Source organism: Actinoplanes sp. NPDC049598 (genome assembly GCF_040675435.1).
Classification (GTDB): Bacteria; Actinomycetota; Actinomycetes; order Mycobacteriales; family Micromonosporaceae; genus Actinoplanes.
The window spans coordinates 1-25,959 of sequence record NZ_JBFAOX010000049.1 but is presented as its reverse complement, the minus strand read 5'-3'; the positions used below and the strand labels follow the sequence as shown (position 1 = coordinate 25,959).

General features: G+C 70.4%; 20 protein-coding genes. 13 read left to right on the top strand and 7 right to left on the bottom strand.

All coding sequences use genetic code 11. The features are described 5' to 3' along the window. Window positions 1-354: 354 nt before the first annotated feature. On the top strand, window positions 355-537 hold the full coding sequence (locus tag AB0J66_RS48855) for a hypothetical protein (RefSeq protein WP_364676155.1): 183 nt from the start codon (window positions 355-357) through the stop codon (window positions 535-537). A 242-nt stretch (window positions 538-779) separates the two neighbouring features. Here the strand turns inward: AB0J66_RS48855 and AB0J66_RS48850 are convergent, their stop codons facing one another. The 4 genes from AB0J66_RS48850 to AB0J66_RS48835 form a co-directional block, all read right to left on the bottom strand. Then, window positions 780-1,676, bottom strand: coding sequence for a hypothetical protein (locus AB0J66_RS48850; protein WP_364676153.1), 897 nt, complete (start codon window positions 1,674-1,676; stop codon window positions 780-782). Between the two features lie 356 nt (window positions 1,677-2,032). Beyond that, the gene (ligD, locus tag AB0J66_RS48845) at window positions 2,033-2,986 is read right to left on the bottom strand and encodes a non-homologous end-joining DNA ligase (protein ID WP_364676150.1); all 954 of its coding nucleotides are present in this window, start codon (window positions 2,984-2,986) and stop codon (window positions 2,033-2,035) included. A 1-nt stretch (window position 2,987) separates the two neighbouring features. After that, window positions 2,988-4,703: an acyl-CoA dehydrogenase gene (locus AB0J66_RS48840; RefSeq protein WP_364676147.1), complete on the bottom strand. Its 1,716-nt coding sequence runs from the start codon at window positions 4,701-4,703 to the stop codon at window positions 2,988-2,990. 47 nt (window positions 4,704-4,750) lie between these two features. After that, window positions 4,751-6,538: a sensor domain-containing diguanylate cyclase gene (locus AB0J66_RS48835; RefSeq protein ID WP_364676146.1), complete on the bottom strand. Its 1,788-nt coding sequence runs from the start codon at window positions 6,536-6,538 to the stop codon at window positions 4,751-4,753. Window positions 6,539-6,758: 220 nt separating this feature from the next. On the opposite strand from AB0J66_RS48835, the gene AB0J66_RS48830 reads away from it, so the two are divergent. Continuing rightward, window positions 6,759-8,465, top strand: a complete 1,707-nt coding sequence (locus tag AB0J66_RS48830) for an alpha/beta-hydrolase family protein (RefSeq protein WP_364676143.1) — start codon at window positions 6,759-6,761, stop codon at window positions 8,463-8,465. Here the strand turns inward: AB0J66_RS48830 and AB0J66_RS48825 are convergent. Then, window positions 8,462-9,004 carry an antibiotic biosynthesis monooxygenase gene (locus AB0J66_RS48825; protein ID WP_364676141.1) on the bottom strand — a complete coding sequence of 181 codons (543 nt, stop codon included), beginning with the start codon at window positions 9,002-9,004 and terminating at the stop codon, window positions 8,462-8,464. The genes AB0J66_RS48830 and AB0J66_RS48825 overlap by 4 nt on opposite strands. A gap of 84 nt (window positions 9,005-9,088) precedes the next feature. On the opposite strand from AB0J66_RS48825, the gene AB0J66_RS48820 reads away from it, so the two are divergent. Together AB0J66_RS48820 and AB0J66_RS48815 are read left to right on the top strand one after the other, a co-directional pair. Continuing rightward, window positions 9,089-10,129 (top strand): oxidoreductase, encoded by a 1,041-nt coding sequence (locus AB0J66_RS48820; RefSeq protein ID WP_364676138.1) that lies wholly within the window; start codon window positions 9,089-9,091, stop codon window positions 10,127-10,129. 100 nt (window positions 10,130-10,229) lie between these two features. Continuing rightward, complete coding sequence (locus AB0J66_RS48815) at window positions 10,230-10,826, top strand: Uma2 family endonuclease (RefSeq protein WP_364676136.1); 597 nt, start codon at window positions 10,230-10,232, stop codon at window positions 10,824-10,826. A gap of 46 nt (window positions 10,827-10,872) precedes the next feature. Here the strand turns inward: AB0J66_RS48815 and AB0J66_RS48810 are convergent, their stop codons facing one another. Then, complete coding sequence (locus AB0J66_RS48810) at window positions 10,873-11,757, bottom strand: GNAT family N-acetyltransferase (protein WP_364676133.1); 885 nt, start codon at window positions 11,755-11,757, stop codon at window positions 10,873-10,875. Between the two features lie 239 nt (window positions 11,758-11,996). On the opposite strand from AB0J66_RS48810, the gene AB0J66_RS48805 reads away from it, so the two are divergent. The 6 genes from AB0J66_RS48805 (at window position 11,997) to AB0J66_RS48780 (ending at window position 19,129) form a co-directional block, all read left to right on the top strand. Next, window positions 11,997-12,713 (top strand): class I SAM-dependent methyltransferase, encoded by a 717-nt coding sequence (locus tag AB0J66_RS48805; RefSeq protein WP_364676131.1) that lies wholly within the window; start codon window positions 11,997-11,999, stop codon window positions 12,711-12,713. Window positions 12,714-12,734: 21 nt separating this feature from the next. After that, window positions 12,735-15,173 (top strand): excinuclease ABC subunit UvrA, encoded by a 2,439-nt coding sequence (locus tag AB0J66_RS48800; RefSeq protein ID WP_364676128.1) that lies wholly within the window; start codon window positions 12,735-12,737, stop codon window positions 15,171-15,173. 335 nt (window positions 15,174-15,508) lie between these two features. Continuing rightward, a complete protein-coding gene (locus AB0J66_RS48795; protein ID WP_364676125.1) occupies window positions 15,509-15,967 on the top strand; it encodes a metalloregulator ArsR/SmtB family transcription factor in 459 nt (152 codons plus the stop codon). After that, entirely contained in the window at window positions 15,964-16,443 is a 480-nt protein-coding gene (locus tag AB0J66_RS48790) for an SRPBCC family protein (protein WP_364676123.1), read from the top strand. The genes AB0J66_RS48795 and AB0J66_RS48790 overlap by 4 nt, the downstream gene beginning before the upstream one ends. Before the next feature lie 455 nt (window positions 16,444-16,898). Further along, window positions 16,899-18,683, top strand: a complete 1,785-nt coding sequence (locus AB0J66_RS48785; RefSeq protein ID WP_364676120.1) for a penicillin acylase family protein — start codon at window positions 16,899-16,901, stop codon at window positions 18,681-18,683. Then, complete coding sequence (locus AB0J66_RS48780; RefSeq protein ID WP_364676118.1) at window positions 18,680-19,129, top strand: YdeI/OmpD-associated family protein; 450 nt, start codon at window positions 18,680-18,682, stop codon at window positions 19,127-19,129. Before AB0J66_RS48785 ends, AB0J66_RS48780 begins: the two co-directional genes overlap by 4 nt. On the opposite strand, the gene AB0J66_RS48775 is transcribed toward AB0J66_RS48780, so the two are convergent. Continuing rightward, window positions 19,126-20,337, bottom strand: coding sequence for a hypothetical protein (locus AB0J66_RS48775; protein WP_364676115.1), 1,212 nt, complete (start codon window positions 20,335-20,337; stop codon window positions 19,126-19,128). The two genes, AB0J66_RS48780 and AB0J66_RS48775, sit on opposite strands and share 4 nt — an antisense overlap. 231 nt (window positions 20,338-20,568) lie before the next feature. Between AB0J66_RS48775 and AB0J66_RS48770 the strand changes: the two genes are divergently transcribed. The 3 genes from AB0J66_RS48770 (at window position 20,569) to AB0J66_RS48760 (ending at window position 24,868) form a co-directional block, all read left to right on the top strand. Next, window positions 20,569-22,248, top strand: coding sequence for an alpha/beta hydrolase (locus tag AB0J66_RS48770; RefSeq protein WP_364676112.1), 1,680 nt, complete (start codon window positions 20,569-20,571; stop codon window positions 22,246-22,248). Window positions 22,249-22,486: 238 nt separating this feature from the next. After that, the gene (locus tag AB0J66_RS48765; protein WP_364676110.1) at window positions 22,487-23,446 is read left to right on the top strand and encodes a helix-turn-helix domain-containing protein; all 960 of its coding nucleotides are present in this window, start codon (window positions 22,487-22,489) and stop codon (window positions 23,444-23,446) included. A gap of 60 nt (window positions 23,447-23,506) precedes the next feature. Then, entirely contained in the window at window positions 23,507-24,868 is a 1,362-nt protein-coding gene (locus tag AB0J66_RS48760; protein WP_364676107.1) for a glucose-6-phosphate dehydrogenase (NADP(+)), read from the top strand. The last annotated feature ends 1,091 nt before the right edge of the window (window positions 24,869-25,959 follow it).

The window sequence follows — 25,959 nt, the reverse complement described above, 5'->3', positions numbered from 1 at the left end:
CCGCAGGCGCCGTGCCCGCACCCCGCGCGGCGCCCTCACCCCGCGGCCGCCCGCACCCCGCAGGCGCCGTGCCCGCACCCCGCGCGGCGCCCGTACCCTGCCCGGCGCCCGCACCCCGCGCAGCGCCCGCACCAGGACAAGCCCACCCCGCGGCGGCCTCAAGCGACCCCGTCACCGCAGGGAAGCGCCCAGCCCTCCACTACGGCCCCACCCCGCCGATCTAGGCATACCTAGGCCCTCCACAGAACGCTCCTAAAGCATCCTGACCAGCCGAGATACGCAACCACTGCCGATGTGTCAGCCCTCCTGCCGGCCCACGATTAAGACATCACCAGCCGACAAGGAGACCAAGCCATGCTGATCCACTCCGACCTCATGCTCACCCTCGCCAACGACCACCACCGCGACCTGCTCGCCGAAACCGACCACCGCCGCCTGCTCACCTCGGCCCGCCTGGCCCGCGCCGCCCGCAAAGCCAGCAAGAAGCGCCCGGTCCGCGGCCGCCCCGTCACCGGCCTCGCCGCCCGGAGCGCCTGACCGAGGTGCCGCCCACCGTGCCGGCCTCGAAATGGGGGCGAGGCCGGCACAGCGAGGCGGAAGAGCCCGCGCGCGACCTACCGAGGCGCTGTCGCTCTGCAGCCTGGGCCGACTGATCCTCGGCCGGGGGTCGGGGGTCGGGGGCCGGGGGCCGATACGACATCCGTGTCCGGCAGTTGGTACCACGTGCCCCGAACGGTCATGAAGACTCGGCACGCGAGCGCGCGGATTTGCCGAATTGGCTACGCCGGGCCTTGTGGCTGACGTTTCTCTCTGTGGAACTGTTTGTGCCGGTCCGGCGCGAGGCAGGAAATCCGGTTCGGTTGTGATGCGTCTTTCCGATGGCGTGGCCGGCTGCAGCGAAAGCGTTCTGTTGCCGCGAGCCGGCCGTCGTTAATTCTCTTTCGGGTTGCGAGGTACGACCAGTAGGCCCGGGGCGGCTCGACTGGATAGGCGATAGCGCGGCGTGCGTCCGAACGGGTCCGGTCCACTTGATCATGCGGCAGGGCGGGGACGGGTGTGATCACCTCGGCGATCGAGCCGCTGATCGGCGTGACGGACCCGCCGGGCGCAGATGCGGTCACGGCCGGTGTCGGTTCGATCGCCGTCGGCAACCGGGGCGCGGGCACGACCGGTTCTGTCGCCGCCGGCAACCGGGGCGCGGGCACGGGCACGACCGGTTCTGTCGCCGCTGGCAGGTGGGGTGCGGCTGCGGGTGCTGCCGGTTCCATCGCTGCTGGTAGTTGAGGTGCGGGCTCGGACACCATCGGCTCGATCGTTGCCGGCGCGGGGGACGTCGGTGTGAGTGTTGCTGGCTGCGGTGTGCCGGGCTCGGAGGTGAGAGGCGCTTGTGTGGTGGTGGGGTTTGCTGCGGCGGGCTCGGCGGCGACAGTCCAGTCGGCCGGAGGCTTGGGGATGCGCCGCTCGCGGGCGCACCGAGCGAACTCGGCCCGGGCCGCTTCCACGGATCCATACATGCGGCGCTGCTTCTCGGCGTACCGTTGCGCTAATCCCCAGTCGCGGCGCTTTTTCTGGGCACGCCGGAATTCCTCGCGCTCGGTAGAATAGTTTTTCGCCTTGGTGCGATCGCGCATCGCTGCCGTCTCGGCCCGGCTGAACAATGACATCTGACCTCGCATGCAAGAATTGTCCCGCACCCGGGCCGGTGACGTCAGTTTTCGATCATGACAACCTCGAAGAATTGCGGTTCCCGGCTCGCGCGCCAGGCCGGATCGTCATTCGTGAAAAAGGCTTGTCACGCCATGGCCGCGGTTACATTAAAATGTACAGACAGATGGCCTCGTCTCATCGCTATCGGCGCTCTTGATGCCGGTGGGGCCCTGCGCCTGCTACGAACGGCGTCACGCTGACTGGATGACGGTGAGGGTGTCAGCCCGTCAGGTAGAGGCCGACCGGGAGGACCGTGCGGCCGCGGGCCGGCCGTCGCTGTCGGCGGAGTCGCCGCCGGGGGTGACGGTGATGCCGGCTATGCAGGTCATGACGGGTCGGCGGGGCCCGCCAGGCCGGCTTTCTCGTCGCGGTCGGCCCACTCCAGAAGCGTCTCCAGGGAGAAGTGCTGGCCGTCGATGGGGGCGTGCAGGTCGCCGAGCTGGGCGAAGCGGGTGGGGACGGTCTGGATGGTGAAGTCGTCCGGTTCCACGTCGGGGATCTCGTCCCAGGTGATGGGGGTGGAGACGGTGCCGCGCTGGTTGCCGCGGACCGAGTAGGCGCTGGCGATGGTGTGGTCGCGGGCGTTCTGGTTGTAGTCGACGAACAGGGCGGCCGGGTCGCGGTCCTTGCGCCACCAGGTGGTGGTGACGTCGTCGGGGGCGCGGCGTTCGACCTCGCGGGCGAAGGCCAGGGCGGCCCGGCGGACGTCGCCGAAACCCCAGTCGGGGCGGATGCGGACGTAGACGTGCAGGCCGCGGCCGCCGGAGGTCTTGGGGTAGCCGGTGATGCCGAGGTCGTCCAGGACCTCGTGGGCGACGCCGGCGACCCGGCGGACCCGGTCGAACGGGCAGTCGGGCATCGGGTCGAGGTCGATGCGCCACTCGTCGGGTTGTTCGGTGTCGGCCCGGCGGGAGTTCCACGGATGGAACTCGACGGTGGACATCTGCACGGCCCAGATGACGTCGGCCAGCTTGGTGACGCAGAGCTCGTCGGCGGTCCGGTTGTAGCGGGGGAACTTGATCCGGACCGTTTCCAGCCAGGGCGGGGCGCCGTTGGGGACGCGTTTCTGGTGGACCTTCTCGCCGGCCAGGCCGTCGGGGAAGCGGTGCAGCATGCACGGGCGCTCACGCAGTGCCCGCACGATGCCGTCACCGACCGACAGGTAGTAGTCGACGAGGTCACGCTTCGTCAGCCCAAGGTCAGGAAAGTAGACGCGGTCGGGGTTGGACACCCGCACCTCGAGATCGCCGACCTCGACCTGGATCGATGGGGACGCCATGTCAGCCCAGCCACGCGGGGTCGAGGTCGGCCAGCAGCGTGTCGCGCGAGTCGAGCAGGTCGAGCATCGGCCCGATCTTCGGCAGCTCATGGGTGATGAAGTAGCGGGCCGTGAGCCGCTTCCCGTCATAGAACGCGCCCGTTTTGTCCCCAACCGCCGCTAGCTGCTGCAACCAGATCCAAGCGATCACCAGATGCCCCACGGCGTCGAGATAGGCCGTCGCATTGGCCAGCGCGACCGTCGGATTGCCATCCGACCAGAGCCGGGCGGTAGTGGCCGCGACCCGGTCGCAAGCGGCCAGCACAGGCGCGCCCAGCTCGCCGGAGCATGACGCGCGGATGGAAGCCAACAAAAGCGACAAGCCCGCCCCACCCTGCATCACGGCCTTGCGGCCGAGCAGATCCAGAGCCTGGATCCCGTCCGTGCCCTCGTGGATCGAGTTCAGCCGGTTGTCCCGGTAAAACTGCTCCACCGGGTACTCCCGCGTGTACCCGTACCCGCCGTGGATCTGAATGGCATGGTCGTTGGCCAGCCGGCACCACTGCGACGGCCACGCTTTCACGATCGGCGTGAGCACGTCGAGCAGCAGGTCGTTCTCGGGCGACGGCTCGTCCAGCAGCTTCGAGGTGTAGAGGATCAGGCCCAGACCCCCTTCGACGTACGCCTTCGAGGCGAGCAACATGCGGCGTACGTCCGGATGGTCGACGATCGGCACGGGTGGCGCGGCCGGGTCCTTGGCCGCGACCGGCCGGCCCTGCAACCGCTCCCGCGCGTAGTCGAGGGCGTGCAGGTAGCCGGTGTAGCCGAGCGCCACCGCGCCCGCGCCGACCCCGATCCGGGCCTCGTTCATCATGTGGAACATGTACGCGAGGCCCTTGCCCTCCTCACCGACCAGGTAGCCGGTCGCGTCGTCGAAGGAGAGCACCGCGTTGGTCGTGCCCCGCCAGCCCATCTTGTGGTTGAGCCCGGCCAGCGTGACGCCGTTGCGCTCGCCGACCGTGCCGTCCGCGGCCACGTGGTGCTTGGGCACGATGAACAGCGACAGGCTCTTCACGCCGGGCGGCGCCCCCGCGACTCGAGCCAGCACGAGATGCACGATCGTCTCGGACAGTTCATGGTCGCCGCCCGAGATCCACATCTTGGAGCCGGTGACGCGGTACGAGCCGTCTTCATGAGCGACGGCCCGGGTCAGCACGTCGCTGAGCGAGGAGCCGGCCTGCGGCTCGGACAGGCACATGGTGCCGGTGAACCGCCCCTCGGCCATCGGCTGGACGAAACGGGCCACCTGCTCAGGGGTCCCGTACGTGGTCAGCAGGTGGGCGTTGGCCATGGTCAGCAGCGGATAGGACGAGGTGGCGATGTTCGCCGCCTGGAACCACATGAAGCAGGCCCGGGCCACCACGGCCGGCAGCTGGAGCCCGCCGAGCGAGGCGTCCATCGTCCCGGAGATCAGCCCCGTCTCGTTGAAAACCTTGAGCGCGGCCGCCACCTCGGGGATGACCTGGACCCGTACGCCGTCGAAGGTCGGCTCCTCGAGGTCGCTGCGCCGGTTGTGCGGGGCGAAGTCGCGCTCGGCGATCTGGGCCGAGACGTCCATGAAGGCGTCGAACGTCTCGCGGGAGTGCTCGGCGAAGCGTTCCCTCTTGGTGAGCGCCTCGACGTCGAGCCACTCGTACAGCAGGAAGTCGAGATCACGACGCGAGAGGATGTTGGACACCGCCGGCACCACCTTCGATCGGGAAGATGCACCTAGTGTGCCAACTTTTACGCCTCGGCGCGGTGCCGCCCGCCTCCGCCCCGGCGGTCCCGGCCGGATTTCTTGACCGCGTACATGGCGTGGTCGGCCGCCCGCAGGGCCTCGTCCGGGTCGCCCGCGCTGGGCGCGAGGTGCACGCCGACGCTGGCCCCGATGCGTACCTCGTTGCCGTCGATCTTGAATGGTTCCTCGATCGCCGCGCGGATCCGGGCGCACATGGCGTCGGTGTCGCCGGTGGCCCGGACGCCCGGCATGAGCACGACGAATTCGTCGCCGCCGACCCGGGCCAGCACGTCACCCTCGCGGACGCAGCCGGTCAGCCGGTACGCGACCTGGCGCAGCAGCTCGTCGCCGGCCTCGTGGCCGTGGGCGTCGTTGACCGGCTTGAACCCGTCCAGGTCGACGAAGAGCACGCCGACCGGCTGGTCGCGCAGCGAGGCGCCGAGCGCGTCCTGCATGCGCCGCCGGTTGGGCAGCCCGGTCAGCGCGTCGTGTTGCGCCTCGTGGGCCAGCCGTTCCTGGAAGGCGCGGGTCTCCGAGATGTCCCGGGCGTTGATGACCACGCCGTGCAGGGCCGGGTTGTGCATCTGGTTGGACGCGGTGAACTCGAACCAGCGGTACTCGCCCTTGATGGAGCGTGAACGGCACTGCAGGCGCAGCACCGCGTCGCGGCGGCTGAGCAGCAGGCCGAACTGCTCGCGCATGTAGTCGCGGTCGTCGGGGTGGACGATGTCGAAGACGCTGCTGCCGACCAGTTGACCCTGCTCGAAGCCGAGGATGGCCTTGGCGCTCGGGCTGGAGTACTCGATGTCGCCCTGCGCGTCGAGCACCGAGACCAGGTCCGGCGCGTGCTGGAACAGGGCCTGGAAGCGTTCGTCGGCCTGGCGGCGCTGCTTGATGGTGCGGTAGCCGAGGGCGGCGATGGCCAGCACGCCGATCAGCAGCATGGCCAGCAGGGTCAGGTTCAGCGTCTGGCTCTTGGTGTGCACCGCGCCGTCGAACGAGGCCTGGCTCTGCGTGCGCACGTACGACCAGCCGCCGGGCAGGCCGCCGACCACGATGGCGATCATCTTGGTGCCGGCGAGGTCGGTGTACTCGACGAACTCGACGGCCGGGTCCTCGGCGATGGCGTTGCGGATGGCCGGGTCGAGCTTGTGGCCGAGGTCGGTCGGGTCGCTGGTGGCCGCGATGGTGCCGGTGCTGTCGACGATCGTGGTCAGGTGGGCCTTGCTGCCCAGCGTGACCGTGTACTGCTGCAGCGGGGTCTTGGCCACCTCGTTCAGGCCGACCAGCAGGGCCACGGGGCTGCCGCTGACGGTGATCGGGACGGCCACGGCCTCCAGGTAGGTGGCGTCGATCGACATGATCGACGAGATGCCGTACCGCCCGCCCTGGGTGATCATGTCGAGCATCGGCTGCCAGCCGGCGTCGCCGGCGGCGGGCAGACCCGAGTCGCGCGAGCTGGTCAGCACGTTGCCCTTGAGGTCAAGGGTCAGGGTGCCGTACGCGAAATAGGTGCTCTTCGACGCGAGAAGGCGCAACGCCGTCCGGTCGGCGGCGCTGTCCTTCCCGAGATGCAGCGAGTTCTCGGTCAGGAACTTGCCGAGCTCGCCCGCGGACAGGGCCTGCATGGCCCCGACGAGGGTCTTGTTGTTCACGCCGAGCGCGCGTGAGTCGGCCCGGTGGACCTCATCGGCGGCGCGCAGCGCCGACCGGTTGACCAGGATGCCGATCGTGCCCGCGCCGGCCAGCAGGACGACGCTGATCAGGACCGCGATCCAGGTGCGCAATCGCATGGGTTATGACCCTCCTCGCCGCTTGTGATCGGCAGCCGGGGGCCGGACTCAATGAGAACCCGTGGCCCGGATTGTCGAAGTTGACGCCGAGCGCACGAAGGGACGGGACCGGGCGAGTACGCAGGTACCGCCGCCGAAACCGATCAACCGCAGGTAAAGGTGCTTGCGGTGCGGGGCGGATCGGGATGATCCTGCGATTGCGGCTGATTGGGGGCGGTCCATGCGCAGGCTCGTGGTGACGGCGCCGCCCCGCCCCTGGATACCCACGCAGCGCCGGGGCCCCGACTCCGCCGTCGTCGCGATCCCGCCCCGCCGCCGGGTCGTGCGCTGCGCGTTCAGCGTCACCGGCTTCGGCCTGGGCGCCGTCTTCTACTGCCTGTCCTACACGCCGTCGCTGCTGCCGCGCCCGTGGTTCCTGCAGGGCGTGGTGGCCGGCCTGACCGCCGCCATCGGCTACGGGCTGGGCACGATGATCGGGGCGCTCGTCCGGCTGCGCTGGTGGCCGTCGCGGCGGGCCGAACGGATCGCCTGGCAGGTGCTGTTCCTGCTCGTCCCGCCGCTGATCCTGATCTTCCTGTGGATGAGCACGCGCTGGCAGCGCGACCTGCGCCTGCGACTCGGGATGGCGCCGCAACAGGAGTACGACCTCATCCGTACGGTCGGGGTCTCTCTCTTGACCTTCGGGGTGTTGCTGCTGGTCGCGCGCTGTCTGCGGCTCGCCGCGTACGGCCTGGCCCGGCTCTTCGGCCGGCTCGTGCCGGAGTCGGCCGCCTACTGCGCCGGCTTCGTGGTGGTGACCCTGCTCAGCTACACCGCGTTCGACGGGCTGCTGGTCAGCAACCTCTACACCACCGCCGACCGCTCGGCCGCGGTCACCGACAGCGGTACGGGCCGGGGCGTCGAACGGCAGATGTCGCCCCTGCGCTCCGGCAGCCCGGCCTCGCTCGTGTCGTGGGAGTCGCTAGGCCGGCAGGGCCGCAACTTCGTGGCCAAGGCGCCCAGCCACGACCAGCTCGCGGCCTTCGCCCGCCGGCCGGTGAAGGACCCGATCCGGCTTTACACCGGGCTGTCGTCGGCCGACTCGGTCACCGAGCGGGCCGCCCTGATCGTCCGCGAGATGGACCGCACCGGCGCCTTCGGCCGCAAGGTGATCGCGGTCCTCACGCCGACCGGCACGGGGTGGGTCGACAACGCCGTGCCGAGCTCGCTCGAGTACATGTACGCCGGGGACACCGCGCTGGTCTCGATGCAGTATTCGTACCTGCCGAGCGTGATCTCCTTCCTGGTCGACCGGTCCAAGGTCGTCGAGGCCAGCTCGGCCCTGATCACGGCCGTCCAGGCACGGTGGGCCGCGATGCCCGAGGCCCAGCGGCCCAAGCTGCTCATCTTCGGCGAGAGCCTCGGCACGTACGGCACCGAGAAGACCTTCGGCAGCGCCGAGAAGATGGTCGAGGGCGCGGACGGGATCCTGCTCGAGGGCCCGACCTTCGCCAACCCGATCCACCACGCGCTCACCGCCGGCCGGGACCCGGGCACGCCGGTCTGGGATCCGTCGTATCGCGGTCTGCCGGTCGAGTTCTCCTCGCGGGCCGAGGAGTTGCGCGAGCTGGCCGGGCCGCCGCGCAAGGTCGTCTACATGCAGAACTCGTCCGACCCGGTCGTCTACTGGAACCCGAACCTGCTCTGGAAGAAACCCCAGTGGCTCAGCGGCGCCCGCGGGCCGGACATCACGCCGGCCATGCAGTGGTACCCGGTGGTCACGTTCTGGCAGACGACGGTCGACGCCGTCTTCGCCAACAAGGTGCCGACCGGGCACGGCCACGTGTACAAGTCCGGCGCGGTCGACGGCTGGGCCGCGCTGGCGCCGCCCCCGGGCTGGACCGTGGGCGACACGATCCGGCTCCGCGCCCGGCTGGACGGCCGCTAACGCTTGAGCCAGGGCTGCAGGGCGCGGGTAACCTGCGGTAGCACCAGGTACGTCATGATCGGGGTCAGGCACAGGGTGCTGATCAGCGTCCGGACGACCACGTTGAGATCCATGATCAGGTGATTGAGGGTGAACGCGGCCAGCAGGCTGATCGGGAAGAAGCCGAGCCAGATGGTCACGGCCTGTTTCCAGCGCGGCGGGGCTTTCGTCTCATTCTGGACATCTTGCTCACGCGGTGGATCGAACCAGCCCTCGATGCCGGTGCGGCGCTCGACCCGGGTGTGCTCGACGAAGCCCTCGGCCGACGACAGCCACCAGCGCCGCTGCGGCGACTCCTCCCAGTTGCGCAGGGCGTCCGCGTCGGCGAACCGGTAGAGCATGTGCCACTCGCTCGACGCCTGGTCGGGGCGCACCCAGCCGGTGCCCAGGAAACCCGGGAAGTCCTCGGCCAGGGTGGTGCCCGCGTTCACCCAGGCGATCATCTCCGCCGTCCGCGACGGATCGGCGCGGCGCGTGATCGCGACGGTGACAGTCTCCATGTCCCACATTGTGGTATGCCGGGGTTTCCAAACGGGTGCGCTCCCGGTTTCCGTGTGGTGGCCCACACGGGTAAGTTCCGCGACATGACCTTGAAGCGAAAGTTGTCGATGGTTCTGGCGGCGTCGGCGGTTCTGGCCGTCATGCCCGCTTCGGCCGCGTCGGCGGGCTCTGCCCTCGCGTGGCGCCTCACCGAGACCGGCTCGACCGCCCAGTTCCGCGGCCTCGCCCCGGTCAACTCCCGGGTGGCCTGGGTCGCCGGCTCGGCCGGCACCGTCCTGCGCACCGTCGACGGTGGCCGCAGCTGGGCCGACGTCAGCCCGGCGGGCGCGTCCGACCTGCTGTTCCGCGACATCGAGGCGTTCGACGCGCGGACCGCGTTCGCCCTGTCCATCGGCACCGGCGCCGCCTCCCGGGTGTACGCGACGACGGACGGCGGCCGCTCCTGGCGCGAGGCGTTCCGCAACTCCGACGAGGCCGCGTTCTACGACTGCATGACGTTCCTCGACCGGCGGCACGGGCTGGCCCTGTCCGACCCGGTCGACGGCAAGTTTCGCATCCTCGCCACCGACGACGGCGGCCGCTCCTGGAAGGTCCGCTCGTCCGCCGGGATGCCGGCCGCGCTGACCGGCGAGTTCGCCTTCGCCGCGAGCGGCACCTGCCTGGTCTCGGCCGGCGGCAAGGCGTTCTTCGCCACCGGCGGCGGCGCGACGGCCCGGGTCTTCACCTCTCGCGACGCCGGCCGCTCCTGGACGGTGGCCAACACGCCGGTGCCGAGCGGCCCGACGGCCGGGATCTACAGCCTGGCGGTACGCCCGTCGGGCGAGGCGATCGCCGTCGGCGGCGACTACGAGGCCCCCGCGGCGGCGCCGGACGGCGCGGCCTACCTGCACGGACGTGCGTGGAGGACCGCCCGCACGGTCCCGGGGGAGTACCGCTCGGGCTCGGCCTGGGCGTCGCGGAACGTGGCCCTGGCGGTCGGCCCGACCGGCAGCGACTACTCGCGGGACGGCGGCCGCACCTGGAAGCGCTTCGACACCGGCAACTTCGACGCGGTGGAGTGCACCCACGACGGGTCGTGCTGGGCATCCGGGCCGACCGGGCGCGTAGCCAAGCTGACCCACTGACCGCCGGATTACGATAGTTCCAGAACCCGAGCCAAGATGGCATTGAGCAACTAGTCTGGAGCCTAGTATGGTGAGTCGCGATCCCATCGAGGAGGCATCGATGACCGCTTCCCTTCAGCTAGTTGACCCGCGCCTACTCGAACGACAGGACCTCACTGTCGACGACCTGGCGGACCTTCCCGAGGATCTTCACTATGAGTTGATCGACGGAAGGCTCGTCTTGACCCCCTCCGCGGTGCCCCTGCACCAGAACATCAGCAGCCTCATCCTGTTGGCAATGCGTCAGCACCGGCCGCCTGACTTCTATATCGGTCAGGACCAGTCCGTCTGGCTCGATGGCAGGAACGAGCGGCGTCCGGACGTTGTCGTCATCCCGTTTACCAAAGGCCTTCGCTCGCCGCAGCGTGTGGAAGACGTTTGTCTCGCCGTTGAGGTGATCTCGCCCTCGTCGAAGATCATTGATCGGAAGACCAAGTGGGACGACTACGCCGAAGCGGGGATCCCGCTCTACTGGATCATCGATCCGCTGGCCGAGCGCGTGACCTTCACGGAGTTCGTTCTGAATGCGAGCGGTCAATACCGCATTCAGCAGGAAAGTGATCAGCGGGTCACGGTCACGAAGCCGTGGCGGATCACCCTCGACCTGCCGGCCTGGACGCTTGAGCGCGATCAGCTCAGGGAAGCCGATCGGCCCTGAAGAGTGATGCGGGCCGGGCTGCGTTATGTAGCCCGGCCCGTGCCGGTCAGTCCAGCGCGATGTAAAGACGGCGGCCCGACGGGCGGTAACCGACCCGCTCGTAGACCCGCCACGAATCCTCGCCGGACGCCTCCAGCCAGGCGATCTCCACCCCGGCCGCGAAGAGCCGGCGGGTGATCTCGGCGGTGATCGCGCCGGCCAGGCCGCGCCGGCGATGCGCCGGGGTGACGGCGATGCCGGCGACCTCGCTGACCCCGTCGTTGGGCGGGACGGCTTGGCCGCCGCCGGCGCACGTCCCGTCGGGGGCGATCGCCATGACGCTGACGCCGCCGTTGGCGTCCAGCCGCCGGATCCGGGCGATGTCGGCCTCGGTGGCGGTCGGCTCCCCGCCGAAGGCCACGTTCTGCGCCCCGATCATGGCCGCCAGCTCGGCGTCGGTGACCGGCCCGCGAAGCTCATAGCCGGCCGGAGCCGAAGCGTGCCCGCGCCCATCAATGTCGGCCGCAGCCGGTGCCGGCCTGCGCGGATCAATGCCAGCCGGAGCCAGCCCGCGCGGATCAATGCCGGTCGGAGCCGGCTCGTGCGGATCGGTACCGGTCGCGGGTGTCCGGAGGGAGCCCGGGGTGCAGACCAGGTACTCGTGGCGTTCCTCGACCGTGAAGCCGGCGGCGAGAAGGAGCTCCTCCAGGCCGGGGGCGGTGCTCACCACATATTCAAGGCGGGGCTTACGGGCGTACGACCGGAAGGCCGCCACCAGCGCAGTGACATCGGCCCCGGAGATGGCGGCGCCGGGGATCGGCGTCGCGTAGTTGATGCCCGGGCTGTCGGTGCCCGGGTCGACGCCGATCACGAACGGCCCGGTGTGGACCGGCGTGGGGCGCTTCGAGAGGTTGGCCACGACGGACTGCTGGATGCGCACATCCAAGATCATTTTGAGAAGCCTCTGCTGAAGAGAGAAAAGAAAGAAGACAGGACGGAACGGCCGTCAGGCGGCCGGCAGGCCAACCGTGATCACAGGCTTCAGTCCCTCGAGCAGAGTGCCCGCGCCTTTTCGCGCGGGTGCTCCCGCAGCATGCCACCCGCCTCAACCATGGTCAACGGCATTTCGCCCGACGGGGAGGCGGGCGGAGCGGGCACTCCAGAATGGAGATCACGCCCTATTCTTCGGGCATGACGGGGACAGAGACGGTTGCCGTGCGGCCACCGGGCAACTACGGCATCGACGCGCCCAAGCTGCTGGCCGTGCCGGCGATCCTGATCGTGGCCGGTCTGCTGCAGGCGGTGCTGCAGCGGACCTTCTGGCCGCTGATCGGGGTCGTGCTGATCGCCGCCTGCTGTGCGCTGGGTTTCTACGCCTCGCGAGTCGGCAAGTTCGTCGTCTGGGGCCGCCTGCTCGACGATCTGCGCCTGCGTGGGGACGAGCAGATCCTCGACCTGGGGTGTGGTCGCGGCGCCCTGCTCATCTCGGCCGCGCTGCGGGTGCCGGGCGGCCGGGCCGTCGGCGTCGATCTGTGGCGGGCCGACCAGTCGGGCAACGGTCCCGAGGCCACCATGCGCAACGCCACCGCGGCCGGGGTGGCCGACCGGGTCACGCTCGAGACGGCCGACATCACCGCCCTGCCGTTCCCCGACGCCTCCTTCGACGTCGTCGTCTCCAACGTCGTCGTGCACAACCTCACGGCCGCGGCCGACCGCGACAAGGCCATCGACGAGGCCGTACGGGTTCTCCGCCCCGGCGGCCGGCTCTTGATCGCCGACCTGCGGCACACCAAGCAGTACCAGCGCCGCCTGCAGCCCCTGGGCGCCACCCGCCGCGACCTGGGCTGGCGGCAGTGGTGGAGCGGACCGTGGCTACCGACACACCTGATCTCGGCGGACAAGCCCTGACCGCTGGGTTTTGATGGAGGCATGAGGCTCGACATGCTGCCCCGGGCCATCGAGGCGCGGGGCGTACGGCACAACACGCTGCGCGACCTCGACGTGGATGTGCCGCTGTGGCAGACCGTCGTCATCGCCGGCGTGTCCGGTTCGGGCAAGACCTCGCTGGCCATGGGCACCCTGTACGCCGAAGGGCTGCACCGGTTCCTGGAGGGCCTCAGCACGTACAGCCGCCGCCGGCTCACCCAGGCCCAGCGGCCCGACGCCGACCGGATCGACCACCTGCCGCCCGCCCTGGCGCTGCGGCAGCGGCCGCCGGTGCCGGGGCCGCGCAGCACGGTCGGCACGATGAGCCAGGTCCTGAACGTATTACGCCTGACCATGTCGCGGCTCGGCACGCATGTGTGCCCGAACGGCCACGACGTGCCGCCGTCGATCGCCACCCAGGCCATGGAGATCACCTGCCCGGTGTGCGGGGCCCGGTTCGAGGCGCCCGGGGCCGAGTCGTTCGCGTTCAACTCGATCGGGGCCTGCCCGCGGTGTGACGGCCTGGGCACGGTCTACGAGGTCGACCCGGCGACGCTGGTGCCCGACGAGAGCAAGACGATCGCCGACGGCGCGGTGCTGCCGTGGAACGTGGGCGGCCGCCGCCTGAGCATGTACGCGGCCGGTGAGCTCGGCGTCCGGCTCGACATCGCGTACAGCCGGTTGTCGTCCCAAGAGAAGGAGCAGGTGCTGCACGGCGAGCCGGTGAAGCAGGTCGTCACGGTCTCCGGGCGCAACGGGCGGCCGGTGCAGCTCAACGTCACGTACGACAACGCGGTCACCGCCGCCGAGAAGTCGGGCAACAGCAAATACCTGAACTCGCACACCTGCCCGGTCTGCCACGGCGCCCGGCTGCGCCCGGAGGCCCTGCGCTCGCGGCTGGCCGGCCGCAACCTGGCCGAGATCAGCGCGCTCGACCTGGACCACCTGGCCGCCTTCACCCACGAGCTGCCGCCGTTGATGCCGCCCGAGCTCGACCGGCTCACCACCGGTCTGACCGGCGAGCTGAGCGGCGCGATCGGCCCGCTGCTCGACCTGGGCCTCGGCTACCTCGGCCTCGACCGGGCCGGGGCCACCCTGTCGACCGGGGAGCGCCAGCGGATCGAGCTGACCTCGACCGTACGGACCAGCACCACCGGCATGCTCTACGTGCTGGACGAGCCGTCGGTCGGCCTGCACCCCAGCAACGTCGAGGGGCTCCGCAAGACCATCGACGCGCTGGCCGGCAACGGCAACTCGGTGGTGATCGTCGAACATGATCTGGACGTCATCCGTACCGCCGACTGGATCATCGAGATGGGCCCGGGCGCCGGCCGGGCGGGCGGCACCGTCGTCGCCTCAGGAACGCCCGCCCAGCTCCAGAAGGACCGCCGCTCGATCATCGGCCCGTTCCTGGCCGGTCAACCGGCGGTGTCGCGTTCACTTCGGACCTGGACGGACGCCGCCGAGATCACCGTGGACCGTCTCTACAATCTGCGCGGCGTGACGGCCCGCTTCCCGATCAACCGGCTGACCGCGCTGGCCGGCCCGTCCGGCGCCGGCAAGACCGCGCTCGTGCTCGACAGCCTGGTCCCGGCCGCCCGCGCCCAGTTCGCCGGCCGGCCGTGGCCCACACACGTCACGTCGCTGGATCTGGGCCCGCTGCGCCAGGTGGTGGAGATCGACGCCACCCCGATCGGCCTCAACGCCCGATCCACCCCCGCGACCTACTCGGGTGCCTTCGACGCCCTCCGCGCCCACTTCGCCGCCGCGTCGGGCCGCACCCCCGCCCACTTCTCCTTCAACACCAAGCAGGGCCAGTGCCCCACCTGCCGCGGCCTCGGCTCCATCGACCTGGACGTGCAATACCTGCCCGACATCACCGTCGACTGCCCCACATGCCACGGGGCGAGGTTCAACGACCAGACCTTGGCCGTACGCGTGGACGACCTCACCATCGCCGACGTCCTGGCCCTGACCGTCCGCGAGGCCCTGGACCGCTACCCCACGATCGCCCGCTCCCTGCGCCCCATCGTCGACGTCGGCCTCGGCTACCTGCGCCTGGGCGAACCGACCCCCGCCCTCTCCGGCGGCGAGTCCCAGCGCCTGCGCATCGCCGCCCGCCTGCGCAGCAGCCAGCGCAACGTCCTCTACGTGCTCGACGAACCCTCCACCGGCCTGCACCCCCTCGACATCCGCACCCTGGCCGAGGTCTTCGACCGCCTCCTGACCGACGGCGCCACCGTCGTGGTCATCGACCACGACCTGGACGTCCTGGCCGCCGCCGACCACATCCTCGATCTGGGCCCCACCGGCGGCCCGGACGGAGGTCGCATCGTCGCCCAGGGCACCCCGGCCGAGATCGCCACCAACCCCCACAGCGTCACCGGCCCGTATCTCGCCGCCCACGTGACCCCCGACCCGGCGGCGGGCCAGCGCAGCTGATCCGTCGCACGCTGCCCGAATGGGCGCCGTGCTCTTCGCCGGGTCTTTCGAACGCGCCGTGCCCTTCGTCGCCCGGCCGCCCGGCCGCCCACCCCCAGCGCTCGGCCGCCCAGCCGCCTGCCGGCCCGGCCGCCCACCCTCAGCCGCCCGGCCGCCGACCCTCTGCCGCCCGGCCGCCCGGCCTACCGTCCGGCCGCCCACCATCCGGCTGCTCAGCCGCGCCGCTCACCGCCACGATCGGTCCGACCCGCTCGCCGGGCAGCGGATCCGCGTCAGCGCAATGATCGCCGCTTCCTTCCGGGAGGAGTGGTTACAGCGCTCCAAACGTGTAACCGATGAGTTACGCTTTCGTGGTGGATGAGGTGGCGGGGGCGATCGCTGACCCGGTGCGGCGGGAGATTCTGCTGATGCTGCGGGAGGAGCAGCTGTCGGCGGGGGAGATCGCTGGGCGGTTTGCGATCAGCCGACCGGCGGTGAGCCGGCACCTGCGGGTGTTGCGGGAGGCCGGGGTCGTGCGGGACGAAGCCGATGGGCGGCGGCGGGTCTATGCGCTGGTCACCGAGCCGCTGGAGGAGCTGGCGGGCTGGCTGGGCCGGCTGACCGGGCCGGCCGGCTGGGGGCATCGCCTCGACGCGCTGGAGACCGAGGTCTACCGCACCCGCCGCGACCGGCGCCGGGCCACGGAGGCCGATCGAGATCAACGCGATCGGCGGCGCACCGCCGGAGCCGATCCAGATGAGCGTGAGCGGCGCCGGGTTGCCGGGGCCGACGGAGAGCAGGAGGAGAGCGCATGAGTCCGACTCCCACCGGCCGGCTGGTCGGTAAGGATCTGGTGCTGACCCGGGCGTTTCATGCGCCGGTGGAGGACGTCTGGGCCAGTCTCACCGACCCCGAGCGGACGGCCCGGTGGTACGGGCCGTGGAAGGGCGAGGCCGCGGTCGGCGCCACGATCCAGGTGCAGATGGTGCACGAGGAGGGGCGGCCCTGGACCGACATGACGATCGACGCGTGTGAGGCTCCGCGCCATCTGGCTTTGTCGTCGGTCACCGATTACGGCAGTTTCTACCTGGAGATGGTTTTGACCGAGAGCGATGGCGTGACCGAACTTCGCTTCACTCAGCACTTGACCGACACGGAAGGCGTCGGTGATTTCGGTCCCGGCTGGGAGTACTACCTGGACGGTCTGGTCGCCGCCCGCGACGGGCGTCCGATGCCCGACTTCGGCGACTACTACCCGGCCATGAAGGCACACTTCGACTCCCAACGGTGAAGACGTCGATCAGCATGCGCGGGCGTCCGTAGCGTTTGATGTCGGACGCCCACTGCCGCTTGAGCGCGTCCGCCATCTTCCGGCCCGCGACGACGCGGTACATCCCGGCGTCGCGAGGCCCATTCACCACGTACGCCGTGACCGGCCATCGGTCGGTGATCCGCCGGTACGGCAGCACCACCGCCGTCCGCAGCAAGGTCACCAGAAGCAGCCACAGCCCCAGCACGACGAAGATCGCCAGGGGCAGGAGGAACAGGATGGCCGCGAGATCGCTGCCATCCACCGGCGCCGGAAAATCGAACGAGAACCCGTCCCCGGCGGAGGGCGCCCAGGCGAGCCGCTCCCGTCCGACCCGCCATTTGACCCACTCGCCCGACGCCCGGCTCAGCACGATCACCCCATCATCGTGATCTCCGCTGGCAAACCCGGGGGCGGGGACGGTAAGGATGTCAGGCATGAAGGTCTTTCGTGACGCGTACGGGATTCCGCACCTGCGGGCCGATTCGGTCGATGAGCTGGCGTTCCTGCAGGGGAAGGTGGCGGTCGCCGACCGGCGGCAGCAGCTGGAGGTGGAGCGGCGGCGGGCCGAGGGGCTGCTCAGCGAGCTGGTCGGGGGCGAAGGGCTGGGCTGGGACCGGTTCGCGCGGCGGGCGCGGATCAGGGACACGGCGGAGAAGGCGTACGCCGGGCTGGACCACCGGACGCAGGAATGGCTGACCGCGTATGCCGAAGGGGTTCGCAGTGCGGGGGTGGCCTGGCATTCGTGGACGCCACTGGGAGTGTTTCTGGCGCGGCACATTTTGTTCGGCAGTTTCACGGCGAAGATGTTCAATGCGCACGTTGCGCGGACGCTCGGTGAGGACAAGGTCGGCTGGTTCGACGCGGAGGGCCCGGGGGAGACCGGCAGCAATGCGTGGGCGATCCCGGGGGAGATCGCGGGGGATCCGCATCGGCAGATCGAGTTGCCGGGTGGCTATCAGCAGGTGCGGCTGGCCTGCCCGGAGTTCGACGTTTTCGGGCTGACCTTTCCGGGCGTGCCGGGGGTGCAGCATTTCGGGCAGGCCGAAAGCGTCGCCTGGGCGGTGACCAATGCGCAGGCCGATTATCAGGATCTCTACCTCGAGGAGATTCGCGGTGACGAGGCGCGCGGGCCGGGCGGTTGGGAGCCGATCGAGCGCCACGCCGAGAGCATTCCGGTTCGGGGCGGTGACAGCGTCGACGTCGAGGTGGTGGAGACCGCCCGGGGGCCGGTCATCGATCGGAACCTTTCACTCCGTACGCCCACTCGCACGGACCTGGAGCTCGGGTTCGGGGCGTTGTTGCCGCTGCTGCACGCGCGCACGGTGGATGACGTGGCGGACGCGCTCGCCTGCTGGGTGGAGCCGGTCAACAGCATCCTCACGGCCGATACGAGCGGGCGGCTTCTGCAGCTCACGGTGGGCCGGGTCCCGCTGCGCGACGACCGTAACAAGCATCTGCCCGTGCCGGCCTGGGAGTCGGCGTACGTCTGGAAGCCGGGCTATGTCCCGATGACCCGCGAGGAGAAACAGAGCGCGGTCAACGCGAACGACCGCCGGCCGGACACCGAGGCGTACGGCGTCTCCTTTGCCGCCAAGAAACGGGCCGAGCGTATTCGCGAACTGGTCGACTTGGGGACGCCGCCCGAGCGGATTCACATGGACACGAGCATGCCGGCCGACAGCGTCGAGGCCGGTCATCGGGCGGCAGTACGCAGCGAGGTGGCCCGGCGTCTTTACGAGCACGAGGCCCTACGCGGATTGCGGGAGGACCCGGGATTCGACGCCGTCTTCGCGGTCGATCCGCGGGCGAGAGTCGGCCTCTTTCAGGACAGCGTGCTCGCGGCGTTGCATCTGGAACCCGCCGACCTGGTCGATCCGGCGACCATTGATTCCGGTCGGTGGGGCGAGCGGCACCTGCTGGAACCCGTACGGCTGCCTGGTCTGGACGTGGAAATCCCGCGGACGGAATTGTCGGGCGAGCGCGACACCCCGCTGTGCACCTCGAGCATTCCCGGCGTCACCGACCGGTGCGGCAAGGGCCCGGTCGCGCGGTATGTCTGGGACATCGCCGACCGGAGCCGGAGCCGCTGGGTCGTTCCGTTCGGCGCGGCCGGAGATCCGGAGAGCCCGCATTTTCTCGACCAACTGCCGTTGTGGAGCACCGGAGAATTGATCCCGCTGGTCCTAGACTGGTCGAGTCTCACCGAGGAGCGATCATGAAGTTTCGGGCCGAACTGCAGAAGACCGGCGGCACCACCACTGGTTTCGAGGTGCCCGACGAGGTCGTGACCGGGCTCGGTGGGGGCGGCCGGCCCAAGGTCGTCGCGACCTTCAACGGCTTCACCATGCGTTCGGCGATCGCCAAGATGGGCGGCAGCTACTGGCTCGGGGTCAGCGCCGAGCGCCGCGCCGCCGCGGGCGTGGAGGGCGGCGAGGTCTTCGACGTCGAGGTGGAGCTCGACACGGCGCCGCGCGAGCTCGAGGTGCCTGACGACCTCAAGGCCGCGCTCGACGCCGAGCCGAAAGCCCGCGACTTCTGGACGACGCTGTCCTTCAGCAACCAGCGCTACCACGTCGATCAGCTCACCTCGGCCAAGACCGCCGAGACCCGGGCCCGCCGCCTCGCGAAATCGGTCGCCCTTCTCGCTGAGGAGAAAGTGCGTTAAAGCGGGCGGTACGCGACCTCGGGGTCGAGCAAACGCACCCAGGCCGGCCGCCACTGGGGGCCGCGGGCGGCCATCTCCTCCTGGAGGTTGGTGCGCCACGGCCCGGAGACGCCGTCGTCGGCCCACCACTTGGGCCACGAGTCGTAGCGGCGCTCGATCAGCACGTCGGTCGCGGTGGTCTGCACGCGCAGGAACAGCCAGCGGCCGTAGCGCGGGTCGGCCTCGGCCCGGCGCAGCCGGCGGACGAGATCGCTCAACTCCTGAAAGGACGCGAAGCGGGCCTCGTCGGGCCGCTCCAGCGGCGGGTGCTTGCCGGGCTGGGCGCTGAGGCTGGTCGCGTCGGCGTAGACCAGGGCCGTGCAACGGCCGTCGCCGTGCGGGGAACGGTCGCGCATCCAGGCCACCAGCGCCGCGAGCTCGTCGGTGGACGGCGGCTCGGGGCGGTTGAGCTCGGGCGCGTCCTGCATGGCGGCCCACACCAGGCGGTCGTGCTCACCCTGGCTGAGCTTGCGGACGCGGCGCATCGGCGGCCGTACGCCCGGGGTGATCCGCGGCGGCCGCCGGCCCGCGGTGATCCCACCGGTGTCGGCGCAGGCCAGCGCGGCCGACAGGTCGAGTGCGGGCTCGGTCAGGCGGCCGAGCAGCCGCTCGAAAGCCGGCCCGGCGACCTGGCCCCGCACGGCGGCCGAGAGCAGCTCCTCACCGGCGGCCCGGACGTCGTCCCGCTCGGCCGGTGCGCGCAGCTCGTGCCGGCCCCACTCGGAGACGATCTCGGCCAGCTCGGTCAGCGTGTTCTCGTTGCTGAGCACGGCCCCGACGGTCTGCACGAGCCCGTCGGCCACCCCGTCGCGGTAACGGGTGCGCGACCACCGGCCCTCGGCGTGCCAGACCACGAAGCCGAGCGAGTCGGTCTCGGCCAGCTCGGTCAGATCGTCCCAGGGCAGCCAGTCCGGGGCCTCGGTGAGCAGGTCGATGGGCGGGTCGGCGTCGGCCGTGGCGCTGTGATCGCGGTCGTAGCCGAACAGCACGGCCCGGGCGCCGTCGAGCAGGGCCAGCCGGGCCCAGCTGCCGCCGTGATCGTCGTGGTGGGCGCCGCGGTCGTCGACGAACCAGACGTCGTCGTGCCCGATGCCGGTCAGCGCGGCGGCCAGCGTCGCCCAGCGGGTCCAGAGCAAGCCGGGCGCCGGCAGGTCCACGTCGGTCAGCATCCGTCCACTGTGCCAAATGCTGTCGGAACCATGTCACCCCCCTTGCCCCATGCGAAAGGTTGCCGACCGGACGATCACCATCCGTAAAGGTTTCCGTCTATCAGGGAATTGACTTCAGGCAGTTGTCGGCCTTTTGCCCGAGTTTGAAGATCACCCTGCGTGCATCGACCGTCTACTATGCCGGGCGTCGTGTGGCGGCTCGCCGCCATCCCCGTCAGAAGGGTCGTTCGTATGCCTCTGAAGACGCACCGACTGATCACCGCGGCTCTCGCCGGCGTGCTCGTCGCCGGCCTGGGCGCGGCGCCCGCGCTCGCCGGCGGCCGGAAGACCGGCGTGGACGCGGTGCCCACCCCGAAACTCGGCTGGTACAAGTGCTACCAGATCGCCGAGTGCGCGACCGTCCGGCTTCCGCTGGACTACGACAACCCGCGCGGCGCCACCACCGAGATCGCGGTGCTGCGTGTGAAGGCCAGGAACCAGGCGGCCAAGATCGGCAGCCTGTTCGTCAACCCGGGCGGGCCGGGTGGCTCGGCCACCGAGTTCGCGCTCGCCGCGCCGTACTGGCTCAGCGATCCGATGCTGCAGCGCTTCGACGTCGTCGGGGTCGACCCGCGCGGCATCGGCGCCAGCGAGAACGTGCGCTGCTTCAAGTCGGTCAAGGAGCAGACTGCCGTTCTCGATCTCATGAACGTCCCGTTCCCGGTCACGCCGGCCGAGGAGAAGGCGTACGTGCAGGGGTCGAAGCTGCTCGGTAAGGCGTGCTCGACCACCGGCAAGCCGCTGACCGGCGCCGCCTCGACGGCCGAGGTCGCCCGGGACATGGACGTGATCCGCCGCGCGGTCGGCGACAAGAAGCTCAACTACCTCGGCTTCAGCTACGGCAGCGCGCTCGGCCAGTACTACGCCAACCTGTTCCCGGACCGCTTCCGGGCGCTGGTGGTGGACGGCGTGCTCGACCCGACGGCGTGGGTCGGCAACACTCGCCAGCCGATCGACGAACGGCTGCGGTCCAGCGACGGGTCGTACAAGGCCCTGATCGAGATCTTGAAGCGCTGTGACAAGGCCGGCGAGTCCAAGTGCGTCTTCGCCGAGGGCGACCCGGTCCGGCACTTCCGGCAGATCGCCGAGCAGCTCAAGAAGAAGCCGCTGGCGTTGCCGGACGGCGAGGGCGGCACGATCCAGGTCACGTACGCGGTCTTCGTCAGCGCGATCCTGGGCTCGCTCTACCAGTTCGACGCGGGCGACCAGGTCACCGCGATCGCTCGGCAGGTCGCCGACGCGCTCGAAGGCGGCTCCACCGCCGCTCTGGTCAAGCGGGTGCGGACCGCCGGCGCTTCCCGGGCGTACGACTTCCCGTACGACAACAGCGCGGAGGCGAGCTCGACGGTGATCTGCACCGACGGCCGGTTCCCGCCGAACGCGGACGCCTGGCCGTGGTTCGCCGATCGGCGTGAGGCCGAGGCGCCGTACTTCGGGCGCTCCTGGGCCTGGATCGACAGCCCATGTGCCGGCAGGACCTGGACCGTGCGCGACGAGGACGCGTACACCGGGCCGTTCACCCGCCGGACGGCCGCGCCCGTGCTGGTCGTCGGCAGCTTCTGGGATCCGGCCACCAACTACCGGGGCGCGGTCTCGTCGAGCCGGCTGCTGCCGAACTCGGTGCTGCTGTCGAGCAACAACTGGGGCCACACCGCGTACGGCTCCGGGGTCTGCGCGACCACGGCGATCGACACCTATCTGCTGACCGGCAGGCCGCCGGCCCGCGGAACGGTGTGCACCGACGCGCCGCAGCCGTTCCTCAAGCCGGTGCCGCCTCCGGCGGCGACCACCATGGCCGCCGGCCCGGGCAAGAAGCGGCCGCCGATCGCGGCGCCGCTGCCGGACTCGATCCTGATCCCGGCGAAGATCTGATTTCGGCGCTGGGGCGGCTCCCGGGCCGCCCCAGCGCCCCTTCACGTGTGGCTGTGCCAGCTGTTGCTGTCGTGCGTGTCGGCGACCTTGCCGGCGATCGATGCGACCAGGATGACCAGGAAGAACAGCGCCAGAACGATTTCCATACATCGAGCATCGTCGTGTCTCGGGCACCCCGACAGTGGCAGATATGCCATACATCTTCAAAATCCTGCCAAGCGGCCGTATGCTGCGTCACATGCTGCGCAACGTGGCCGTGATCGCCCTCCCCGACGTCGCCCCGTTCGAACTCGGCGTCCTCTGTGAACTGTTCGGCTACGACCGCTCGGCCGAGGGCCTGCCCTCTTATGACTTCGCCGTCTGCTCGATCGACGGCAGCCCCGTCCCCAGCCGCTCCGGCTTCGACGTCGCCGTCAAACACGACCTGACCCGTACGGCGTCGGCCGACCTCGTCGTGGTCGCGCCCTTCGACAACCCGTACTTCGCCCCGCCCCCGCCCGTGACCGACGCCCTGCGCGCCGCCCACGACCGAGGAGCCTGGGTGATGAGCGTGTGCACCAGCGCCTTCGCGCTCGGCGCGGCCGGCCTGCTCGACGGCCGCCGCTGCACCACCCACTGGCTGCACACGGCCCGGCTGGCCCGGCAATACCCGGCCGCCCAGGTCGACCCCGACGTGCTCTACGTGCAGGACGGGCGGGTGCTCACCAGCGCCGGCACCGCGGCCAGCATCGACGCCGGCCTCCACCTGATCCGCCAGGAACACGGCAGCGCGGTCGCCACCATGCTCGCCCGCCGCATGGTCGTCCCGCCCCACCGCGACGGCGGCCAGGCCCAATACATCGAAACCCCGCTCAAGGCCGTCGACTGCGCCACCATGCAACCCGTACTGACCGCGGTGATGGAAACCCTCGACCAGCCGCACTCGGTCGAAACCATGGCCGAGATGGCCCACATGGCTCCGCGCACCTTCGCCCGCAAATTCCGCGAGGAAACCGGCGCCACCCCCCACGACTGGCTCATCGGCCAACGGCTCCTGCTCGCCCGCCGCCTCCTCGAAGACTCCGGCCTCGGCATCGACGTGATCGCCGAACGGGCCGGCTTCGGCAGCGCGGCCACCCTGCGCCACCACTTCGCCCAGCGGCTCAGCACCACACCGCAGGCCTACCGCGGAACGTTCCGGTCGTCACAACCGGTGTGAGGCCGTAATTCCGGGGGCAAACGCCGAAGCATGGCGAAGACTCCCGGCCCCACACTGTTCGTGCTCTTCGGGGCCACCGGCGACCTGGCCCGGCGGATGGTGCTGCCGGCCTTCTACACACTGGCGATCGAAGGTCTGCTGCCCGACGACTGGATCCTGGTCGGCAACGGGCGCGGCGACGTCTCCCACGAAGACTTCCAAAAACACGTCCACGACGCGCTGACCGAATTCGGGCCGGCCCCGGCCAAAGGCCCCTGGAAGGAATTCGCGTCCCGGCTGCGGTTCGCGGGCGGCGGCTTCAACTCCGACGACCCGGGCAGCCTGCTCGACGTCATCTCCTCGGCCCGCTCGTCCTTGGGCGCCTCGGCGCAATTGGTGCACTACCTGGCGATCCCGCCGGTGGCATTCCCGGACATCACCGAGGCGCTCGGCACGCACGGACTGGCGGCCGGGGCGAGAGTGGTCTTCGAGAAGCCGTACGGCACGTCGCCGTCGTCCTTCAAATCCTTGAACCGGCTCGTGCACAAGGTGCTGGACGAGGAACAGGTCTATCGAATCGACCACTTCCTGGGCAAAGAAGCAACCCAGAACCTGCACGTGGCCCGCTTCGCCAACGAGGCGTTCGCGGCGCTGTGGAGCCGAGAGCACGTGTCCAGCGTGCAGATCGACGTGCCGGAGACGCTGGGGGTCGAAGACCGGGCCTCGTTCTACGATGCGACCGGCGCGGTGCTCGACATGCTGGTGACCCACCTGTTCCAGGTGGCGGCCGAAGTCGCGATGGAACCACCGGCCAGCCTGGGGGCGGCGGACCTCCAGGCGGCGCGAGAAAAGGTCATCAAGGCGTTTCGGCCCCTCGACCCGGGCGAGGCGGTGCTCGGGCAGTACACCGGCTACAAGTCGATCAAGGGCGTGAAGCGGGGGTCGAAGACCGACACGTACGTGGCGGCCAAGCTGTGGATCGACAACCCCAGGTGGCGGGGGGTGCCGTTCCTGCTGCGTACCGGCAAGAAGCTCGCCGAAAGTCGGCAGGTGGTGAGTCTGGTGCTGAAGCAGCCTTCCGGGCCGCTGAAAGATCTGCCGGCGCAGTCGAATGTGCTGTCGTTCGACCTCGCGGGGGACGGGGCGATCGATTTGTCGCTGCTGGCTAAGAGGCCGGGAGTGGCGACTGAGTTGGACACGGGGGCGGTGCGGTTGCCGTTGTCGTCGCTGCCTGACGCGGAGCCGCTGCCGCCTTATGTGCGGCTGATCCACGATGTGCTTTCTGGGGATCGGTCGTTGTTCACTCGGCCGGATGGGTTGAGCGCTACCTGGAAGGCCGTGGGGCCGTTGCTGGAGTCGCCGCCGGCGCCGGTGGCTTATGCGCCGGGGTCTTGGGGGCCGGCTAAGGCTCGGAAGCTTGCGTCCTGGCTGTTGGGGGCCTGATCTGTTTGCTTCGCTTTGTGGGGTGGGGTTGCTTGCTCTGGACGGCGGCGGGGATGGGGTGACCACATACGGCTGACTGGGGGCGCTTTATGCCGTAAATGGTCACCCCATCCCCGCCGCCTTGCCTGGTGTCATGTGACGGGCAGGGGAGGGGGCACCGGTCTCTGGGCGTGGGGTTCGGGAGGCGGTTCCCGCGCGGTGGGGATTGGTCGTTGTTCGCTGCCGCGCTGTGGTGCCGGTGGGGGACTTGGTCACCCGGGCTGGGCTGGGTGGTGGGCTGGTCGGCCATTCCAGGCCGGTTGCGCGGGCCTGGTGGTCGGGCCGGCCGGCTTCGGTGGGCTGATCGGTGAGGTGCGGCCGGTTGCGCTGCTCGGTTGACGACGAGCCGGCCTGAGCGATTCGACGGCCATGTTGAGCCGGTTGCGCAAGATTCCTATTCCTGCGACAGGCATCGCGGCGACACCCGGGCCGCCCGCACCACCCCGGCCACCCTCGGCCGCCTACGCTGCCCCGGGCGGCCCTGCCGCCACGCCGCTTGGGTCATCCCCGTCCACCCGCGCCGCCCCCCAGCCTGCGCCGCCTCGGCGACCTGCGCGGCCCCACCGCCCCGCACCGCCCCGCCGACCCCGGGGACCTGCGCGGCCCCGCCGGCTTGCGCCGTCCCGGCGACCTGTGCGGCCCCGCCAGCTTGCGCCGCCCCGCTAGCTCCGGGGGACCCGCGCGACCCGCCTGCCTGCGCGGCCCAGCCGTCGCGCCGCTTGGACCTTCCGCGCCGTCCCTGGCCGCCTGCCGCCGCCTCGACTCCCCGCGCCGCTTGGGCCTTCCGCGCCGCCGCGACCATCCGCGCCGCCGCGACCATCCGCGCCGCCGCGAGCACCCGCGCAGGCCCGCGAGCACCCGCGCCGCCGCGACCACCCGTGCTGGCCCGCGACCACCCGCCCGGCCCCGTGTACCTGCCCGGCCCCGCGCACCCACGCCGCCGCGACCATCCGCGCCGCAGCGACCACCCGCGCGGATGTTCGAGATCAACGACGCCGCCCAGCTGGTCACCGACGCGGCCCACCCGGACGCGAACATCATCTTCGGCGCGG

Coding starts and splice junctions, on each gene's coding strand:
- AB0J66_RS48810 (WP_364676133.1), bottom strand. CDS start 11,757: ATGATCTTGGATGTGCGCATCCAGCAGTCCGTCGTGGCCAACCTCTCG.
- AB0J66_RS48820 (WP_364676138.1), top strand. CDS start 9,089: ATGACCTTGAAGCGAAAGTTGTCGATGGTTCTGGCGGCGTCGGCGGTT.
- AB0J66_RS48785 (WP_364676120.1), top strand. CDS start 16,899: ATGAAGGTCTTTCGTGACGCGTACGGGATTCCGCACCTGCGGGCCGAT.
- AB0J66_RS48780 (WP_364676118.1), top strand. CDS start 18,680: ATGAAGTTTCGGGCCGAACTGCAGAAGACCGGCGGCACCACCACTGGT.
- AB0J66_RS48795 (WP_364676125.1), top strand. CDS start 15,509: ATGAGTTACGCTTTCGTGGTGGATGAGGTGGCGGGGGCGATCGCTGAC.
- AB0J66_RS48850 (WP_364676153.1), bottom strand. CDS start 1,676: ATGCGAGGTCAGATGTCATTGTTCAGCCGGGCCGAGACGGCAGCGATG.
- ligD (WP_364676150.1), bottom strand. CDS start 2,986: ATGGCGTCCCCATCGATCCAGGTCGAGGTCGGCGATCTCGAGGTGCGG.
- AB0J66_RS48805 (WP_364676131.1), top strand. CDS start 11,997: ATGACGGGGACAGAGACGGTTGCCGTGCGGCCACCGGGCAACTACGGC.
- AB0J66_RS48770 (WP_364676112.1), top strand. CDS start 20,569: ATGCCTCTGAAGACGCACCGACTGATCACCGCGGCTCTCGCCGGCGTG.
- AB0J66_RS48765 (WP_364676110.1), top strand. CDS start 22,487: ATGCTGCGCAACGTGGCCGTGATCGCCCTCCCCGACGTCGCCCCGTTC.
- AB0J66_RS48815 (WP_364676136.1), top strand. CDS start 10,230: ATGACCGCTTCCCTTCAGCTAGTTGACCCGCGCCTACTCGAACGACAG.
- AB0J66_RS48855 (WP_364676155.1), top strand. CDS start 355: ATGCTGATCCACTCCGACCTCATGCTCACCCTCGCCAACGACCACCAC.
- AB0J66_RS48800 (WP_364676128.1), top strand. CDS start 12,735: ATGAGGCTCGACATGCTGCCCCGGGCCATCGAGGCGCGGGGCGTACGG.
- AB0J66_RS48790 (WP_364676123.1), top strand. CDS start 15,964: ATGAGTCCGACTCCCACCGGCCGGCTGGTCGGTAAGGATCTGGTGCTG.
- AB0J66_RS48825 (WP_364676141.1), bottom strand. CDS start 9,004: ATGGAGACTGTCACCGTCGCGATCACGCGCCGCGCCGATCCGTCGCGG.
- AB0J66_RS48835 (WP_364676146.1), bottom strand. CDS start 6,538: ATGCGATTGCGCACCTGGATCGCGGTCCTGATCAGCGTCGTCCTGCTG.
- AB0J66_RS48830 (WP_364676143.1), top strand. CDS start 6,759: ATGCGCAGGCTCGTGGTGACGGCGCCGCCCCGCCCCTGGATACCCACG.
- AB0J66_RS48775 (WP_364676115.1), bottom strand. CDS start 20,337: ATGCTGACCGACGTGGACCTGCCGGCGCCCGGCTTGCTCTGGACCCGC.